We start from the raw sequence: 17,232 nt of genomic DNA, 5'->3' as shown, positions 1-17,232 counted from the left end.
GTGTCTAAACTACAGCAACGTAGTTTAGACACTTCTTTTTATTATAGATTTTTAATTAGTATTTTAGAATAATATTGGTTGTATGTTTCTTTTGAAATATAGCCAATATTTTCTTCTAGAGTATTACATAATCCAGCGGTCATACAACATTTCAATAAAGCTTTGTTAGACAAGCTGTTTTGTAAGGCATATGCGAGTGCTCCAACAGTGGCATCACCACTGCCGGTTGGATTAATGGCAATGATTTTTGGAACGGTTGCACTGAATTTTTTCCCATATATTTTTGCAAAACACCCCTTAGAACCTTTTGAAACAAGAATTATTGGGATGTTTTTAATATCTGTTGAGTTAATTAATTCATCAATGCTATCCGTTTTTAAATTTGAAATAGATTGTAATTCTTGAAGATTTGGTTTTACGGCGTCTGGATAAATATTATTTTCAGAACAAAGTTCGATAGTTCTTTTTAGTATTTCATCAGATGTATCCAAAATGATTTGTATAGATGTATTTAAACTCTTTATAAATTTCATGAGGTCAAAATATATACTATTTGGTGTACCCTTTGGCAGGCTACCACTCAATACAATAATATCAATATCATATGAATTAATAGATTGTTCAATTTTCTTATATAATGACTCTATCTCAGAATTATTTACAGTAAATCCCATTTCATTTATCTCAGTTTGCAACTCAGTGTCGTGCATAATTGTTATGCAATTTCTTGTTTCAAATTCAGAATAAACAAATTCATTTTTCATTGGTCTTTCCGTTGGAGATAAATCATTTAAATGCTTAGAAAAATATTTACCATTAAAGCCACCAATAAAGCCTGTTACTAATGTTTTTTCTCCCAGTATGGATGATACTCTGGCTGCATTAACTCCTTTACCACCTAAAAACTTTTTTGGAGTAGTTCTATTAACGTTATCTAATTTGAATTCTTTTATTCTGTATAGTATATCTACTGACGGATTCATTGTTACTGTTAATATCATTTTGTTAACACTCCTAATTAAATAATTTTAAAGTACTTAGAATATTTTTCTTTCACTGATGCGCTTATTTCATTGTCAGTCACTATACGATCAACCTCATCAGCCTTGATAAAAGTATTCATATCGCTTTCATCAAATTTAGTATGATCTGCAACTATAATGATTTTTTTACTGTGTTTGAAAGCTTCTGTTTGTATATGTCCTTCACCAGTATTTGCAGTTGTCACATTTTGATTATAGATTCCATTCGTTGATCCTATGGAGTAATCGAGTATTAAATTATCAAAAGAATGGGCGGCTATTTCTCCGTAGAATTCACCAGTTATTTTATGTAACTTTCCACCAGTTAGCATTGCGTCTTCATTATTATCAATTAGGTATGTAAATGCTCCGAGGTTATTTGTTATAACATGTAAATTCTTTCCTAATAATTTTGGTAGCAACATATTAATAGTTGTACCAGCACCAATAAAAATACTTTGGCCTTCGTTTAATAAGGAGCCTATCTTAGTAGCAATTTGTCGTTTTAAGTTGCTATTGAGGGCTTCTTTTTCTTTTGTTGTTTTTTCACGTTTACTGACTGTGATGGATTCAACACCGCCGCGTATTCTTTTTAATTGATGAGATTTCTCCATTTCAGATATATCTCTTCTAATAGTCATACCTGTGACACTTAATATATCTGCAAGTTCTTCAGTTTTTATATATCCCTGTTTGTTAAGTATTTCAATAATATTTGCTTGTCGCTCTTCTCTAATCATACAATCACCCGCTCTACGTTATAGGGCTATCATACCCCAAAGTTTAAACATGTTCAATAATGTTAAATTGTTATATTATTCTTACATCTTATAGAAGCCCTATAAATAAGCGCATTAAATAAAAGTTATTGACATCAACATTGAAAGAGCTTACAATGCATTTGTAAACAAATTGAACATCTTTGAACTTAGATGAACTTTATTAAACAGGAGGTAATAATATTGGTTTCGGTAAAAGGCTATAGCTATATGGTTAAAGACAATTTAGTGAATTTGAACATACATGCAAAAACAGAAAATGATGTTTTTGATTATGTTGGGAATCAGTTGATTTCCAAAGGGTACGCTAATGCTGGATATATAGAAGCGGTTAAGAATCGTGAAAATGAATTCCCAACAGGATTGGCAGCTCCAAAAATAACTTTGGCAGTTCCACACGTTGACCCTGAATTTGTTAAATCTCCATTTATTTTTATTGGTAGAACCGAGAATCCGGTAAAGATAAAACAGATGGCAATCAACACAGAAATTGAAACATCGAATTTTTGTTTTTTGGGCATTAAAGAGGGTTCAGGACAAGCTGGATTGTTGAAAAATATCATTTATGCATTAAGAAATGATGATTTCATTAATAAATTAGAAACGTCAAGGTCTGAAACTGAACTTGTTGAATTATATAGAACTTATTTAGATAAAGAGAATTAAACCCATATTGGAGGATATTAATATGAAAAAAGTATTGATTTGTTGTGGAAGTGGCGTAGCAAGCAGTGAAACAACTGCATCATTGTTCAATGATCAAATTGAAGATTCTGGTTTAGAAAATGATCTTGTTACCGAGGTTCATCCAGTTGGTGAAGCTGTGAGTATTTTAGAATCAGATTCAAGCATTATCGCATATATTGGTGTTGAGACTGATGAAGTGACATCTAAATGTGAGGAATTAAATTTAGATCATTATAATATGAACCCCTACCTGACATTTGATGATGATGCACAAGAAGAAATTTTTGAAAATATCAAAAAGAAAGCTGGGCTATAAAGCTCAGTTTAGGGGGAAATACCAATGGGTATGAATGATATAGTTCAGGCAATTCTTGCACCTGGTGCTCAGGTGTTTGTACCGGTATTAATTATTCTTTTAGGTCTACTTTTCAAAATGAAGTTAAGAAAGGCCGTGAAATCTGGTGCTGATCTTGTAGTGGGTTTTGTTGGAATGTCAATTCTTATCGGAGCCTTAGTTGATCAGATTACACCTATGACTAAAAGACTAGGTGAGGCCACTGGATTACATTTAACGGCGATTGATGTTGGTTGGACGGGAGCTGCCGCTATTTCTTGGGCTTGGTCGTTAGCTTTTACATTTTTTGCTTTAACAATTGGTGTTAATTTTATCCTTTTGATATTTAATTGGACTAAAACAATAAATGCCGATATGTGGAATGTATGGGGCAAAGTTTTAACAGCTTATATTATTTATTACGTATCAGGCTCTTATTTATGGGCATATGGGTTAACAACTATTCAGGTTATTATCGAATTGAAACTGGGGGATTTATGGGAATCTCAAATTGCCGATATGTTTGGTTACACAAATACAACAGTGACCCATATTGAAACATTCACTGCAGTCATAATGTATCCAGTTAATAGACTTATGGATTTTATTCCAATTTTCAATAAGAGAATTGATGCTAAATCTTTGAAACAAAAAATAGGAATGTTATCAGAACCTTGGGCAATGGGATTCATTATTGGTATTCTAATTGGCCTCTTGTCAAGAGCCCCCATTTCTAATGTGTTGAATTTTGCAACATATATGTTAGCAATTATGGCTTTATTCCCAGTTGTTGCTAAGTATTTTCAATCAGCTCTTACGCCGTTTGGTGCAGCTATGAGTAAATACATGAAGTCTAAATTCAAGAACCGTGAATTTTATATTGGACTTGATTGGCCTATCGTTGGTCAAAGTGCCGAACTTTGGGTAACAGCTACTATAAATATTATTTTCTTTATGTTCTGGGCAATTGTATTGCCAGGAAATTCTACGTTACCATTTGCCGGAGTAATTAATTACTGCTTGGCCGTTGGTGGATTGTTATTGACTGGTGGAAATTTATTAAGAATGATTGTATTGAGTTTCTTGTATACACCTTTGTTCTTATATGGAGCAACATTCTTAGCACCTATTCTTACAAAGATGGGTAAGATGACACAAGCAATTAATATTCCTAAAGGATCTGAAATTACATGGTCCTCAATTGAAGCTCCAGATTTAAGAATAATGTTTGCCTATATGGCACAAGGAAAGTGGTGGGCTTATGTCGGATTCTTGGCATTAATGGCACTGTTTGTATTAATGTATCGACATATAAGTAAGGCACCACTTCCATCTCAAAGATATGAAAATTTAACAAAGAAATCTGAGGGATAATAATGAAGCAAATTTTTGAAAATAGAAGTAATTCTTTTTGGGATTTGTTGATGTTCATCAATATAATACTTTTCATTATTTTCATCAAAACTAATATTTTAGTAATTCCCTTTTATATTGGAATCACTTGCTACTTATTTAAGGAATATGGTTATAAAACGAGATTTAAAAATTTGAATAATAGAGGTAAAAGAAATGCGTAATTTAGGTAGAATGATGTTTGAACTAGAACGTGAAGATATGGCTAAAGTAGTTAAAACAATTTTTGATCGTTTTGATACAAATGTTGCTGGAGGTAATTTCTCATTTAAGGTAACTGATAAAGATGGAGATTATGGTGATAAAGATAAAGAATATATAATTATGACACCAACAATGATGTCTGAAGCATATTTGGGTGATCTTAGTCCAGCACAAATTTTAGTTGTAGAACCACATACTAGAAAGATTTTGGACGGAGTTGGTAATCTTACTAGAGAAATAAATATGCATGAAGCTATATATGATACTAATCCAGATATTAAGTCAGTATTCCATTCACATGCTAAAGAACAACTAGCATGGGCAACAATGGGGGTTCCTATTCCTAATTTGACCGAAGCAACACAAAAGGTTAAGGGAGTTGAGCCACTTCCATTTAAGGAAAATTGTTCAGAAGAACTTGCAGAACTTGTTTCAAAGCATATTGCAAACATTGGTGATGCAGCATTGATGCACGAATATTTGTTGAACTCACACGGTGTATTAATTACTGTTGGCGGTAAAGATATGTCAGGAATGACAGCCATCCATAAAGCTGTATCTGTTGTTGATACTATGGAATTTAACGCACATATAGCTATGGAACAAACAAAGCTTATTAAAGACGGAGCTTTAGACGGATATTATTCTAAAGGAATTAAAATCGGTACTTTAGATGATGTATTTAATAAAAAAATTGCTCTGTTTAATCACAAATCTAATTCTGAATTAGAAACAATTAATCAATAATTTGTAAATTAATTGCGCGGATTAAAATTGGTCACCAACTTATTTCTTCGCGCAATATAAATCTAGAACCCCTAGATATTAAATGGGTAACCCTCGGCAGAAAGGGTTACCCATTTTTTAGTACAAAAAAGCATTACCAGAAGTGTACCTTAGGAAGGTAGCATATCCAATAATGCTATTATAATAGTAAAATTTTATCTGTACTTTACTTAGCTGTAGCAGCCATGCGTTCTTTATGGGATGTAACAATCTTATCAGCAATGGCACGGGCAATGTTCTCATTTTTCAAAATAGGTCCATGTGAATAACTACCGATAGTGTTCTTATAACGCATACCTTCGTTACCTTCTTCAGGGTTGTTACCATAGCCTTCAATCATTTTACCAAATGGTTTTAAAACAGATTTATCATCAAAGTAAGTACGGCCGGAATGGTTCTCAAAGGCTTTGACCTTACCCCATTCTGTTTCGTATTCAGTGTCACCGATCATACGGCTATCGGCTTTGAAAATGGTATGGAATGGTAGAATTCCTAGTCCTTTGATTGTTTCACCACCAGATGTTTCATAGTAAGCACCAAGGAACTGATAACCACCACAAATGCAAAGCATGGGTTTATCATCATTGATATATTTCTCGAGGGTGTCTTTATGTCTAACTAAGTCCTTAGCGACGACGGATTGTTCAAAGTCTTGGCCACCACCCCAGAATAAGAAGTCATAGTCAAAGGCGTCAAACTTTGCTCCTAAGCTGATATTATCAACTTGAGTATCGTAACCCTTTTCCTTCAATAAAAAGGATAATATCTTAACATCGCCACTATCCCCATAGGTATTCATCAAATCTTCGTATAAATAAGCAATTTTTATTGTTTCAGTCATAATTTTCTCCAATGTTGTTAAAACTATTGTAATATATTATCTTAATGAGGTGATTAAATTGACTAAAGAAATTAATAGTAAAATTTTAGCAGACTTTCACAAAAACTTAAATCAAGATGCTTCGAATAATATCTTGAAAAACGCTGTTGCGCAAGTGGGAATTTTCCAAACTGCTCAAAATTCAGATGTAAAAAGTAAATTGAACCCTACTTTTAACATCACAGTTCCAACCGGAAAGGTCTCAAATCAGAAGAGATCTGGTCGTTGTTGGTTATTTTCGTCTTTAACAAACTTAAGAACAGAATTCGCTATGAAATATGACGTAGCAGATTTTGAGTTATCTCAAAATTATTTATCGTTCTTTGATCGTTTGGAAAAGGCCAATTACTTTTATCAAAATATCATTGAAACTGCCAACTTACCAGTTACTGATAGGAAAGTGAATGCTTTGTTCAGCAGGCCCAATGGTGATGGTGGATACTGGCAATATGCGACTGACCTGATCAAGAAATATGGTGTCGTTCCTGATTATGCTTTCCCAGAAACTGCAGCTTCAAGTAATACTGCCGAGTTTGATTCAGTGATTGGTATTATGTTGCGCAAGAATGGGATTGAGTTACGTGAATTAGTTAATGATAACAAATCAGAGACTGTAATTAATGAACGAGTTGATGAAATGTTATCTGAAATTTACAAGGTATGTGTTTATTCGTTTGGACAACCACCTAAGGAATTCGAGTTATCGATTGGAACTGATAGCAAAAAGATGATTGAAGAAGCAAGTATTACTCCAAAGGAATTCTTGAAACAATACTTCACCATGAAGCTAGATGATTATGTGGATATTATTAATGCCCCACAAGATTCCAAAGAATTCGGTAAGATCTATACGGTTGAAGCCACTGGAAATATGGTCGGTGGGCAAAAAACAACTTATCTGAATTTACCAATCGAACGTTTAAAGGAATTAAGTATTGCACAAATGAAGGGCAATGATACTGTTTGGTTCGGTAATGATGTTGGTAAGCAGTCACACCGTACAAAGGGATTGTTATCTGGTGATTTGCATCAAATAGATCAATTATTCGGTATTGATACTAAGATGAGTAAGGGTGAAGGGTTGGATTATAAACAATCTGAGATTACTCATGCAATGACTTTGACTGGAGTTAACTTGATCAATGGTCAACCAAATCGTTTTAAAGTTGAGAATTCATGGGGTGAGGCTAATGGTGAAAAAGGCTATTTCACTATGGATGATCAATGGTTCGATAGAAATGTCTATGATGTTGTTATTAATAAGAAGTATCTAAGTGCTGATGAGTTAGAAATGTTGAAACAAGAACCTATCGTATTGGCACCTTGGGATTCGATTGCTTAATTAGAGAGCGTGCCAAAACGCGCCCAGCTTTCGAGTATAGTACTAAAAAGTCCAACATTTACGAAAGTAAATGCTGGGCTTTTTTGAACTAAACGGAGGAAGTTGCGTTTTGTCACGCGTTTTCACTGCAAGTTTGAGTAGAAAAGGAGTTATGTCACAATCCTTTTTTTGCAATCCAGTATTATTAGAGCAACGCTGGTTTACCGTAGAGATATCCTTGTTGGATATTAATCCCAAACTTTTTAGCTAGAGACTGATCTTCTTTGTCTTCAACGCCTTCTAAGACAAGTTCTAAGCGGAACTTCTTAGCTAAATCGACCCAAAAACTCAGACAACTAGGAATCTTTTCGGCATCACCGTCCATACGGAGGTTTTGCATTGCAAATTTTATTTGGTCAACGTATGGCAATAGATGTTTAACATTGTCATATGTATTAGAACCAGTACCAACATCGTCAAGCACGATAGCAATTTTATATTGATGTAACATAAAACTGATTTCTTTCATCTCTTCTAAAGTTGGTGCCTCTGTCAATTCAATCGTCAGAGCAGCTGGATTGATGCGCTTTTTTAGTGCGATGATCGATCCTAAAGTAAACGGATCACTGGCTTGTTTTTGATTGAGATTAAATGCTAATTTTATATCATGTAATTCTGTGTGTAACTTTTTGGAAATGACTTCAAGCAATGCTGCTTGGTCATCAATAGAAATTTTTGTGAAATCCTTGGGCAAAGTCCAAAAGCCATTTTCATTGGTACGCAATAATAATTCGTATCCAAATATAGACTTGTCCTCTTCATTTACTTGCGGCTGGGCAAAGAATCGATACATAGAGGCATCTCCTTTTTATTTAGAATCGATACTTTCTAAATGTTTATTTGATAATATTTAATAATATTAATTGTAATCTATTTTTTGCCCATCATCAATGGTATAGACTGGATGAAAATGATTTTCATAAAAATAAAACGATGGCATAACGCCAAATCAAGACAAATTATTTATTTTTGGTTTCTTACTTGCTTGTGACGTTGGGTAATAATGTAAGTTTATTCATGGAGGTGAAGTTTTATGTCTGAATACACGACTGGTGAAATTGCAAAAAAAGTGAATGTTTCCGTTCGAACAATTCAATATTATGACAAGAAGAATATTTTGTGTCCAACTCAGATAACAGAAAGTGGGCGTAGATTATATTCAGATAATGATCTTAACAAATTAAAGCTAATAATGCTTCTAAAAAGTATGGGATTATCATTGAATTCTATCAAGGATATATTATCTAGCAATAATTCAACTAAAATCATGATATTGCTTTTGACAGAACAAAAGAAATCATTACAAAGTCAGGCAAAAGAAGCTGATCAAAAAATAAAAGTTGTCGATAATTTCTTGAATGGACTTTCCGATATGGACAATTTTCCAATCAATTCAGTTGAAGACATAGATTATATTATGAATAATAAACAGTCATTAAGAAGAGTACATGTAAGGATGATCCTTTTTGGATTACCGATTGACATAGTAGAAATTGCTACGCTAATATATTCCATTAAAAGTGGTAACTGGTGGATTTTTGGATTGGGAATGTTGGTTGCTATTGCAGGAGCCTGTTGGTTAACAAAGTACTATTTCGGATCGGTCAATTACATTTGTCCTAACTGTAATACAATATTCAAGCCAAGATTTAAAGAAGCCTTTTTTGCTAAACATACTATAAAAACTAGAAAGTTAACTTGTCCAAATTGTGGTGAAAAAGACTTTTGTGTCGAAGTTTTTAATGAAGATAAATAGATAGTTTAAATTTGCAGTGAAAACGCGTGACAAAACACAATTTCTTACGTTTGGCGCCAAAAATAGGGACTTCACTTTCATGAGGTCCCTATTTTTGTTCCAATGTTTGGCCCGCTCTATTTAAAACTATTTTCTTCGCGTTCTCTTTTTTGAGGTGCAGTAGTCTTTAGAATACTCATCTTCAATAGGGCGATTGTAGTTAATCCAATTGAAGATAATAATCCCATATAAAATCCAGTGTCGATCATGCCTTTGATAATCGCGTTACTACCACTAGAAATATAAGAAATAATATAAAAGGCAGCGGGTAAGATGCTGGATATTAGTAGAAGCTGATTGCTATATTTTCTAAACAATTGTGCAATTATTCCCACGAATGCCAAGATAATTGTGATGAGGATAGCGTATTGGCCGTATTGAATAGTTTGTGATGAGATATCTGACTTTGTTAAAAGCAATCCAATATCAAAAAGTGTTAGACCACTTCTATGTGAGAGTGAGCTGATCGAGTTCATCGTGTCACTACTTAGGTTGAGCTTATTGATAGTTGAATCGATTGTAAGGACAGGCAATCTGAAAATTGACAGCATATTTAAAATGAATGCAATACCTTCCATAACGAAGAAGTCCTTCGTTGTAACGATAGTTTCGTCTAACTTGGCGATACCTGTGACCTCTGCTAGATAGTTATTGGAATTGGTCTTTTCACCGCTACTTTTATTATAGATGACACCAAGAATGACTAATTCAATGATGATACTTGCGATGCCGATATAAGTGTTAACGATGCAGAATAAAATTGCTATAAGAATGTAAATCGCGATCAAGACTGGATTATTTTTAATAAACTTTGACATATTTGAAATTTCCCCCTCAGGATACATTAGTAATAGTATCAAAAAAGAGCATCAATATGCTCTTAATCTGACAAAATAATTTTTAAAATTCCAAAAACATATCTATATGAGGGATGCTGTCTTCCAGATAGACTTTAGAAATTGGCTTAAAACCAAATTGAGCATAGAACTTTTGCAAATAAGCTTGAGCTTGAATTTGTATAGGTTTACTTGGAAATCTCTTTTTTATTTCTTCAATTGTAGCGGCGACTACTTTTTCACCAAGACCTTGTTTACGATATTTTTTCACTACTAATACACGACCAAAACTTATTTTTGTACCTTTGTCGATAATCCTTGTATAAGCTTTGAGATTGTTATCTTCAATCAAGCGAACATGTAGATCATTATAGTCATCGTCATCAACTTCTTGGTAAGGACAATTTTGTTCAACGACAAATACTTCTACACGAGCTTTTAATATATCAATCAGTTCTTTAGAATCGAGTTGATCTGTATGTTTTACTGAAATCATTTGTAACCTCCTTAAAATCATATCTATATTATAGGTTAAATCGGCATTGAATTAAGGTCGATAATAATATAGGATTAAGAAGCGTGAAACACTTGTTTCACGAGTGGAGGAAAAAATGAGACCAGAAGAATTCTATCAAGCTTTAGCCCAAAAGAACATTGAACTTACTGATAAACAAAAGGAACAATTCGAAATATATTTTCATGAGTTAGTGGAAACTAATAAAGTCATGAATCTAACGACGATTACAGAAATAAACCAAGTTTATTTGAAACACTTCTATGATTCGTTGGTTTTGGATTTTGTGGACGAAAGACTTTTGAGCGACGAACTAACACTTTGTGATGTTGGATCAGGTGCTGGATTCCCATCGATTCCGTTAAAGATTATTAATCCTAAATTGAAAATAACTATTATTGATTCATTGAATAAGAGAATCAAGTTTCTTGATAGCTTAGTTAAAAAATTAGAATTAGATGATGTTACCTTGGTTCATGGACGTGCTGAAGAGGTTGGAAAAAACAAATTATATCGTGAAAAATTCGATATTGTAACGGCAAGAGCCGTTGCAGCATTGAATGTATTAAACGAGCTATGTCTGCCATTCACAAGGGTTGGTGGAACATTCATCGCTATGAAATCTGAAAAAGCACCTGAAGAAGTTGAACAGGCAAAATATTCGATCCAAGTTCTCGGTGGATCAATTAAAGATCAAAAATCATTTGAATTACCAAATGATGAAGGACTTAGAAACTTTGTTTTTATTTACAAAGAAAAGAATACCCCAGCCAAGTATCCTCGTAAACCAGGTACACCTTCTAGAAAACCACTCGTGAAATAGTGGATAGCCTTAAACTAACCACTATTAAATGTTAAAATTTAATGTATATATTAAGAATAGGGGAATAAAATGGCACGAAAAATATCCGTTGCGAACCAAAAGGGTGGTGTAGGTAAAACAACAACTACTATCAACCTTGGTGCGTGCTTAACTGACTTAGGTCAAAAAGTTTTGATAGTAGATATTGACCCACAAGGTAATGCTACTAGTGGTTTGGGTATTAAAAAAGCTAACGTTGAAAAAGATGTTTATGACGTTTTAGTAAATGAATATCCACTTGCCAAAACAATTATTCATTCTAATCATAAGAATCTAGACATCGTACCAGCCACGATCCAATTGGCCGGTGCTGAAATGGAATTAACTACAATGATGGCTAGAGAAACTAGACTTAGAGCTGGATTAGAAGAGGTCGATGACAAATACGATATTGTCTTGATTGATTGTCCACCTTCATTAGGTCAGCTATCTACCAATGCTTTTACTGCATCAGATTCTATAATTATTCCTGTTCAGAGTGAATATTATGCTTTGGAAGGATTGAGCCAGTTACTCAATACAATTCGACTAGTTCAAAAGCACTTCAATAATAATCTAGCTATCGAAGGGGTACTTCTAACTATGTTAGATGCCAGAACTAACCTTGGTGCACAAGTTGTCGAAGAAGTTAAATCTTACTTCGGTGATAGAGTTTATAAAGCAATCGTGCCACGTAATACGAGATTGGCTGAAGCACCTAGTTATGGATTACCAATTGTTGATTTTGATGACAAATCACGTGGGGCACAGGCTTATTGTGATCTTGCTAAGGAGGTGTTAAAACGTAATGGCATCAAACAAAAATAAAAAAGGTTTGGGAAAAGGAATCGATGCGATTTTTTCTGAATTTGAAGCTATTGATGAAAATTCAGAGACAGTTGTAGACTTGTCACTTGAAGATATCCGTCCTAATCCTTACCAACCAAGAAAGACTTTTGATGAACACGCTTTGAATGAATTGGCAAAATCCATTGAGCAAAACGGTGTATTCCAACCAATTATTGTTCGTGAAAGTGTTAATGGATTTGAGATTATTGCTGGTGAACGTCGTTTCCGTGCAAGTAAAATTGCTAAGCAAACAACAGTACCAGCAATCGTTCGTCCACTAAGTGAATCAGGCATGATGGAAATTGCTGTGTTGGAGAATTTACAACGTGAAGATCTGACACCTCTAGAAGAAGCAGATGCATATAAAACTTTGATCACAAAATTAAATTTGACTCAAGAACAAGTGTCACAACGCCTTGGTAAGAGTCGTCCATATATTGCCAATTATTTGAGGCTGTTGAATCTTCCAGAAGCAACCAAGAAACTAGTTCAACACGGTGACTTATCAATGGGCCAAGCAAGAACTTTGTTGAGTTTAAAAGATAAAGAACAAATTGATAAATTAGCAAAGCGTGCAGTTAGCGAAGATTTGACTGTTAGACAACTTGAACAATTAGCTACAGAAACTAAGCATGATATTAAGAAAAAGAAAAAAGTTTCAAAATCAAAATCACCATATATCCGTGCAACTGAAGAGAAATTGGTAGAGAAATTTGATACTGGTGTTGCTGTTAAGGAAACACGTGGTGGTCATGGAAAACTAGAGATTGATTTTTCTAACACTAATGATCTCAATCGTATTTTAGATATTTTAGGAATAAGTTTAGATTAGAGGACTGTATATGTTTAATTTAGGCGATATTGTAATGATGAAAAAACCTCATGCTTGTGGGGCAAATAAGTGGGAAATCATTCGAATGGGCGCAGATATTAAAGTTAAGTGCTTAGGATGTGGACATATCGTAATGATTCCTAGAAATGAATTTAATAAGAAACTTAAAAAAGTGATTACTGAAGCTGCGCAAGTTGATGTGAGCCAAGAAGAATTTTATTTGAAGCAGACACAAATTGTACAACCTAATATTAATGGAAATGAGGATAATTTATAATGGCTTTAACTGCCGGAATCGTAGGATTACCAAACGTCGGAAAATCAACATTATTCAATGCCATCACAAAAGCTGGTGCAGAAATGGCGAACTATCCATTCGCTACAATCGACCCTAATGTCGGTATGGTTGAGGTACCTGACAAACGTTTATCAAGAATCGATAGTTTGATTCCTGCTAAGAAATTGATTCACACAACATTTGAATTTACAGATATTGCCGGAATCGTTAAGGGTGCTAGTAAGGGTGAGGGACTTGGTAATAAGTTCCTCGAGAATATTCGTCAAGTTGATGCTATTGTGCACGTTGTTCGTGCTTTTGATGATGACAATATTACTAGTGTTACAGGTACAGTTGATCCACTAGATGACATTGAAACAATTAATCTAGAGTTGAGTATTTCAGATCTTGATAGTGTCAATAAGCGTTATGCCAAAGTAGAAAAGATGGCTAAGAGTGCTAAAGATAAAGATGCTCAAGAAGAGTTTGAAGTACTTAAAAAGATTAAGCCAGTTCTAGAAGATGGTGGTGCGGTTAGAACAATTGACTTCGATGAAGATGAAGCAGAAATTGTTAAGGGACTATTCCTATTAACTTCAAAGCCTGTTTTGTATGTTGCTAATATTGCCGAAGATGATATGGCCGACCCAGAAACATCTAAGTACTACAAGATCATTGAAGATTATGCCAAAAAGGAAAATGCTGAAGTTATTGGTGTTTCAGCTAAGACAGAAGAAGAAATTGCTGAATTAGATGATGATGACAGACGTGACTTCCTTGAAGCAGAGGGTGTTAAAGAGTCTGGTCTTGATAAGTTGATCAAGGCTAGTTATAAGTTGTTAGGACTTAGAACATTCTTCACTGCTGGTGGAAAAGAAACACGTGCATGGACATTCCATAAAGGTATGAAGGCACCACAAGTTGCCGGAATTATTCATTCTGACTTTGAACGTGGATTCATTCGTGCCGAAGTTATGTCATTTGACGCATTAGATGAATTAGGTAGTGAACAAGCAGTTAAAGAAGCTGGTAAGTTACGTGTTGAAGGTAAGGATTACGAAGTACAAGACGGTGACATCATAGAATTTAGATTCAACGTCTAATTTGGGGGAGAATTAATGGCTGAAGATTTAAGAGAGAAGAATAAGCAAGCAGCGGAAAAACAAAAGGGTAATGCTGCTAAAAAAGTTAAGAATATAGAGACACAAGAAAAAATTGCGTCAGCATCACCAGATGACTTACGTGCTAGATTAAGTAATAAAAATGAAGAATATGTCTTCAGATTGAATAGATTCTTAGTGGACGGTGGATTTACTGAAGATGAAGCTAAACAATCAATCGATGATTTAATGTCAGAGATTATTGAGAATCAGATCAAAGGTGTTACAGCTAATACGTTGTATGGTCCAGTTACTAAAAAAGCTACTGAAATCGTACATCCTAAAAAGCCTGTAAAGAAACAACCATTTTGGGCTTCAGCAATTGATACATCATTGTTGTTCTTTGCATTATTTGGCTTGTTATACGGAGTTGTAGCTTTCACAACTAAGAAGTCGGATCCAAATAATCAAACAGGTATCTTTACATTGCTTATCCTTTCAGCAATGTGGGGAACATTATTGACATGGTTCAATATCCAAATGAAAAAACCAAAGAGCGAACGTCCAGGTTGGGGAATCACAATCGGATATTTGGTATTCGGTTTGATGTTGATGTTCGTATTCTTAGGAGCAATGTCATTTGTACCAGCAGCAATTAATCCAACACTTGGTGGAATTGGATACTTCATCGTTGCAGCGATTGCTTACGGAATTCGCTTCTTGTATCGCCGTTACATGGGAATCCATGATCGTGCCTTTTTCTAAATAGTTGCATTCTAGAATGAAAGAACTATTATGTAGTTGTTACATAATATGAATTACTTTAGAAAGAGCCTAACGCATACGCGCCTACTATTTCCTTTGCAATAACTCATATGATCTTAAAAAGACATGGAGGTATTAAGGATGAAAAAGTTAGACAAGAGTGAGAAGAAAAGATTAGCCCATTTGGCTGAATCAAAGGCTAGTAAAAAGGGTGCTGACATTAAGAAGTCATCATTTAAGGCATTCATGGATCAAATGAACCACGAATAATTGAAGAATATATTGAGACTACCATTTGGTAGTCTTTTTTTGTACCTTCTGAATAATTCTGTGAGAAAATAAATGTATGAGTTAATTTCGAGGAGGTAATTTTGTGGGAAATTTGTGTGAACAATTAATGAAAAAACTAGATGATTCGAAAGATGAAATAATCCAAATAAGAGAATATTTACATGCGCATCCAGAGGTTTCGTTTGAAGAAAAAAATACAGCAGCTTATATTAAAAAGTTTTATAAAAATCTAGATTGTAGTGTCAGAGACTGTGGGGATGGATATGGAATCATTGTTGATATTGATTCAGGTAATCCAGGCCCCAAACTAGCACTACGTGCTGACTTTGATGCTTTGGCAGTGCAAGAGGACAATGACTTACCATTTAAGTCACAGAATCCTGGTGTAATGCACGCTTGTGGGCATGACGGTCATACCGCTTACTTGATGATAGTCGCAAGAAGTCTTATTGAGCTAAAAGATCAATTAGCCGGGAGTATCAGGATAATCCACCAACCGGGTGAAGAAGTTGCTCCTGGTGGAGCTAAGTCTATGATCGAAGATGGTGCTTTAAGTGGAGTAGACAATGTTGTTGGAGTTCATGTAATGACTTCAATGGAAACTGGAACGATCGGATATCATACTGGGGAAACTCAGACAGGCCGTTCTAATTTCACGATTAAGTTCACTGGTAAGGGTGGTCATGCATCAATGCCACAATTATCAAATGATGCAATTGTCGCTGGAAGTTACTTTGTAACGGCGTTACAAACTGTCGTTTCACGAAGAATTGACCCATTTGATACGGCAAGCGTTACAATTGGATCCTTTGATGGAGTTGGTTCTTTTAACGCTATTAAAGAGTCAGTAGTTTTAAAAGGTGACGTTCGTGTAATGAAGGAATCCACTCGTAAAAGAATCCGTGAGGAAATAACGACAATTGCACATGGTGTAGAGTCAATGTTTAAAGTTAAGTGTGAAATTGATTATGACGATAACTATCCGGTTCTTGTTAACGATGAAACTTTGACTAAGCGTGTTGTTGACAGTATTAAGAATGCTGATATCCCAGAAGTTACTAAGGTCTTTGATTGTGGAGTTCAACAACCATCTGAAGATTTCAGTTATTTCGCACAAAAGTTACCAAGTACGTTTTTCTATGTCGGATGTATGACTGATGATCATGCCAATCATCCACATCATAGTCCGGATTTTCTAATGAATGAGAAATGTTTGATCATCGCAGCTAAAGCGGTCGGAAGTTTCGTTTTGGATTATCTCAAATTAGAAAATAATTAATTATTTTAATTTTAGTATTGACATATCTAATAAAAGGGTATAAATTTACAACCAATAACAAACAAGAAAGACGTTGATCAGGAACTTAACTATTTCAAGGTATCTCAGAAAGTTGTCGGTAGATGCGAGACAATATATTACCTAAATAATTATTATCACCTGATAGTTGTGCTTTGAATCCTATTAGAAGTCACTGGTTGCACCCATTATCGTGCTGACAAATTAGTATTAGTTTGTTCAAGGTGTATGTAGTGATATGTATGCAAATAAAGGTGGTAACGCGTTTAGACGCCCTTTGATGATTTAGTTCATCTTAGGGCGTCTTTTGTTTTTTATTAATTAAAATAAAATTAGAAGAGGTGAGTCT

At 34.4% G+C, this 17,232-nt stretch carries 20 protein-coding genes; 14 read left to right on the top strand and 6 right to left on the bottom strand.

All coding sequences use genetic code 11. The features are described 5' to 3' along the window. Positions 1–41: 41 nt before the first annotated feature. Together BTM29_RS02720 and BTM29_RS02715 are read right to left on the bottom strand one after the other, a co-directional pair. Positions 42–1,001 carry a 1-phosphofructokinase family hexose kinase gene (locus BTM29_RS02720; RefSeq protein WP_076614040.1) on the bottom strand — a complete coding sequence of 320 codons (960 nt, stop codon included), beginning with the start codon at positions 999–1,001 and terminating at the stop codon, positions 42–44. A gap of 17 nt (positions 1,002–1,018) precedes the next feature. Beyond that, the gene (locus tag BTM29_RS02715; protein ID WP_076614039.1) at positions 1,019–1,762 is read right to left on the bottom strand and encodes a DeoR/GlpR family DNA-binding transcription regulator; all 744 of its coding nucleotides are present in this window, start codon (positions 1,760–1,762) and stop codon (positions 1,019–1,021) included. A gap of 222 nt (positions 1,763–1,984) precedes the next feature. On the opposite strand from BTM29_RS02715, the gene BTM29_RS02710 reads away from it, so the two are divergent. From BTM29_RS02710 to BTM29_RS02690, 4 genes are all read left to right on the top strand, one after another. Further along, positions 1,985–2,467: a PTS sugar transporter subunit IIA gene (locus tag BTM29_RS02710; protein WP_157886432.1), complete on the top strand. Its 483-nt coding sequence runs from the start codon at positions 1,985–1,987 to the stop codon at positions 2,465–2,467. Between the two features lie 22 nt (positions 2,468–2,489). Continuing rightward, a complete protein-coding gene (locus BTM29_RS02705) occupies positions 2,490–2,804 on the top strand; it encodes a PTS sugar transporter subunit IIB (RefSeq protein WP_076614038.1) in 315 nt (104 codons plus the stop codon). Between the two features lie 24 nt (positions 2,805–2,828). After that, a complete protein-coding gene (locus BTM29_RS02700; RefSeq protein ID WP_076614037.1) occupies positions 2,829–4,196 on the top strand; it encodes a PTS transporter subunit IIC in 1,368 nt (455 codons plus the stop codon). Positions 4,197–4,391: 195 nt separating this feature from the next. Further along, positions 4,392–5,186: a class II aldolase/adducin family protein gene (locus BTM29_RS02690; protein WP_076614035.1), complete on the top strand. Its 795-nt coding sequence runs from the start codon at positions 4,392–4,394 to the stop codon at positions 5,184–5,186. A gap of 205 nt (positions 5,187–5,391) precedes the next feature. Here the strand turns inward: BTM29_RS02690 and BTM29_RS02685 are convergent, their stop codons facing one another. Continuing rightward, complete coding sequence (locus tag BTM29_RS02685) at positions 5,392–6,066, bottom strand: type 1 glutamine amidotransferase (protein WP_076614034.1); 675 nt, start codon at positions 6,064–6,066, stop codon at positions 5,392–5,394. A 58-nt stretch (positions 6,067–6,124) separates the two neighbouring features. Here BTM29_RS02685 and BTM29_RS02680 point away from each other — a divergent pair, with 58 nt between their 5' ends. Next, positions 6,125–7,447: a C1 family peptidase gene (locus tag BTM29_RS02680; protein ID WP_076614033.1), complete on the top strand. Its 1,323-nt coding sequence runs from the start codon at positions 6,125–6,127 to the stop codon at positions 7,445–7,447. A 184-nt stretch (positions 7,448–7,631) separates the two neighbouring features. Here the strand turns inward: BTM29_RS02680 and BTM29_RS02675 are convergent, their stop codons facing one another. Next, positions 7,632–8,279: an EAL domain-containing protein gene (locus BTM29_RS02675; RefSeq protein WP_076614032.1), complete on the bottom strand. Its 648-nt coding sequence runs from the start codon at positions 8,277–8,279 to the stop codon at positions 7,632–7,634. 240 nt (positions 8,280–8,519) lie between these two features. Between BTM29_RS02675 and BTM29_RS02670 the strand changes: the two genes are divergently transcribed. Further along, entirely contained in the window at positions 8,520–9,242 is a 723-nt protein-coding gene (locus BTM29_RS02670; RefSeq protein ID WP_076614031.1) for a MerR family transcriptional regulator, read from the top strand. A 116-nt stretch (positions 9,243–9,358) separates the two neighbouring features. On the opposite strand, the gene BTM29_RS02665 is transcribed toward BTM29_RS02670, so the two are convergent. Together BTM29_RS02665 and BTM29_RS02660 are read right to left on the bottom strand one after the other, a co-directional pair. Further along, positions 9,359–10,099: a hypothetical protein gene (locus BTM29_RS02665; RefSeq protein WP_076614030.1), complete on the bottom strand. Its 741-nt coding sequence runs from the start codon at positions 10,097–10,099 to the stop codon at positions 9,359–9,361. Between the two features lie 82 nt (positions 10,100–10,181). Further along, positions 10,182–10,613, bottom strand: coding sequence for a GNAT family N-acetyltransferase (locus BTM29_RS02660; protein ID WP_076614029.1), 432 nt, complete (start codon positions 10,611–10,613; stop codon positions 10,182–10,184). Positions 10,614–10,728: 115 nt separating this feature from the next. Between BTM29_RS02660 and rsmG the strand changes: the two genes are divergently transcribed. The 8 genes from rsmG to BTM29_RS02625 all read left to right on the top strand — a co-directional run bounded on the left by rsmG (position 10,729) and on the right by BTM29_RS02625 (position 16,865). Further along, positions 10,729–11,454, top strand: coding sequence for a 16S rRNA (guanine(527)-N(7))-methyltransferase RsmG (rsmG, locus tag BTM29_RS02655; protein ID WP_076614028.1), 726 nt, complete (start codon positions 10,729–10,731; stop codon positions 11,452–11,454). A 69-nt stretch (positions 11,455–11,523) separates the two neighbouring features. Then, a complete protein-coding gene (locus tag BTM29_RS02650; protein ID WP_076614027.1) occupies positions 11,524–12,300 on the top strand; it encodes a ParA family protein in 777 nt (258 codons plus the stop codon). Beyond that, entirely contained in the window at positions 12,281–13,153 is an 873-nt protein-coding gene (locus BTM29_RS02645; protein WP_076614026.1) for a ParB/RepB/Spo0J family partition protein, read from the top strand. Before BTM29_RS02650 ends, BTM29_RS02645 begins: the two co-directional genes overlap by 20 nt. Positions 13,154–13,163: 10 nt before the next feature. After that, positions 13,164–13,430, top strand: coding sequence for a DUF951 domain-containing protein (locus BTM29_RS02640; RefSeq protein ID WP_076614025.1), 267 nt, complete (start codon positions 13,164–13,166; stop codon positions 13,428–13,430). Then, positions 13,430–14,533, top strand: a complete 1,104-nt coding sequence (ychF, locus tag BTM29_RS02635) for a redox-regulated ATPase YchF (protein WP_076614024.1) — start codon at positions 13,430–13,432, stop codon at positions 14,531–14,533. Before BTM29_RS02640 ends, ychF begins: the two co-directional genes overlap by 1 nt. 15 nt (positions 14,534–14,548) lie before the next feature. After that, positions 14,549–15,295: a DUF1129 family protein gene (locus tag BTM29_RS02630; RefSeq protein WP_076614023.1), complete on the top strand. Its 747-nt coding sequence runs from the start codon at positions 14,549–14,551 to the stop codon at positions 15,293–15,295. A gap of 141 nt (positions 15,296–15,436) precedes the next feature. Continuing rightward, complete coding sequence (locus BTM29_RS13040) at positions 15,437–15,565, top strand: hypothetical protein (protein ID WP_257787696.1); 129 nt, start codon at positions 15,437–15,439, stop codon at positions 15,563–15,565. A gap of 127 nt (positions 15,566–15,692) precedes the next feature. After that, positions 15,693–16,865, top strand: coding sequence for an amidohydrolase (locus BTM29_RS02625; RefSeq protein WP_076618613.1), 1,173 nt, complete (start codon positions 15,693–15,695; stop codon positions 16,863–16,865). Positions 16,866–17,232 lie beyond the last annotated feature (367 nt).

The sequence above is a fragment of the Companilactobacillus allii genome, from assembly GCF_001971585.1.
GTDB classification, from domain to species: domain Bacteria; phylum Bacillota; class Bacilli; order Lactobacillales; family Lactobacillaceae; genus Companilactobacillus; species Companilactobacillus allii.
This window is presented reverse-complemented; position numbering and strand designations above follow the sequence as displayed.

What these genes read in the sequence shown, in the direction of transcription:
- ychF (WP_076614024.1), top strand. Translation starts at nt 13,430, where the DNA reads ATGGCTTTAACTGCCGGAATCGTAGGATTACCAAACGTCGGAAAATCA.
- BTM29_RS02705 (WP_076614038.1), top strand. Translation starts at nt 2,490, where the DNA reads ATGAAAAAAGTATTGATTTGTTGTGGAAGTGGCGTAGCAAGCAGTGAA.
- BTM29_RS02645 (WP_076614026.1), top strand. Translation starts at nt 12,281, where the DNA reads ATGGCATCAAACAAAAATAAAAAAGGTTTGGGAAAAGGAATCGATGCG.
- BTM29_RS02630 (WP_076614023.1), top strand. Translation starts at nt 14,549, where the DNA reads ATGGCTGAAGATTTAAGAGAGAAGAATAAGCAAGCAGCGGAAAAACAA.
- BTM29_RS02650 (WP_076614027.1), top strand. Translation starts at nt 11,524, where the DNA reads ATGGCACGAAAAATATCCGTTGCGAACCAAAAGGGTGGTGTAGGTAAA.
- BTM29_RS02715 (WP_076614039.1), bottom strand. Translation starts at nt 1,762, where the DNA reads ATGATTAGAGAAGAGCGACAAGCAAATATTATTGAAATACTTAACAAA.
- BTM29_RS02675 (WP_076614032.1), bottom strand. Translation starts at nt 8,279, where the DNA reads ATGTATCGATTCTTTGCCCAGCCGCAAGTAAATGAAGAGGACAAGTCT.
- BTM29_RS02660 (WP_076614029.1), bottom strand. Translation starts at nt 10,613, where the DNA reads ATGATTTCAGTAAAACATACAGATCAACTCGATTCTAAAGAACTGATT.
- BTM29_RS13040 (WP_257787696.1), top strand. Translation starts at nt 15,437, where the DNA reads ATGAAAAAGTTAGACAAGAGTGAGAAGAAAAGATTAGCCCATTTGGCT.
- BTM29_RS02685 (WP_076614034.1), bottom strand. Translation starts at nt 6,066, where the DNA reads ATGACTGAAACAATAAAAATTGCTTATTTATACGAAGATTTGATGAAT.
- BTM29_RS02625 (WP_076618613.1), top strand. Translation starts at nt 15,693, where the DNA reads ATGAAAAAACTAGATGATTCGAAAGATGAAATAATCCAAATAAGAGAA.
- BTM29_RS02720 (WP_076614040.1), bottom strand. Translation starts at nt 1,001, where the DNA reads ATGATATTAACAGTAACAATGAATCCGTCAGTAGATATACTATACAGA.
- BTM29_RS02670 (WP_076614031.1), top strand. Translation starts at nt 8,520, where the DNA reads ATGTCTGAATACACGACTGGTGAAATTGCAAAAAAAGTGAATGTTTCC.
- BTM29_RS02640 (WP_076614025.1), top strand. Translation starts at nt 13,164, where the DNA reads ATGTTTAATTTAGGCGATATTGTAATGATGAAAAAACCTCATGCTTGT.
- rsmG (WP_076614028.1), top strand. Translation starts at nt 10,729, where the DNA reads ATGAGACCAGAAGAATTCTATCAAGCTTTAGCCCAAAAGAACATTGAA.
- BTM29_RS02700 (WP_076614037.1), top strand. Translation starts at nt 2,829, where the DNA reads ATGGGTATGAATGATATAGTTCAGGCAATTCTTGCACCTGGTGCTCAG.
- BTM29_RS02690 (WP_076614035.1), top strand. Translation starts at nt 4,392, where the DNA reads ATGCGTAATTTAGGTAGAATGATGTTTGAACTAGAACGTGAAGATATG.
- BTM29_RS02665 (WP_076614030.1), bottom strand. Translation starts at nt 10,099, where the DNA reads ATGTCAAAGTTTATTAAAAATAATCCAGTCTTGATCGCGATTTACATT.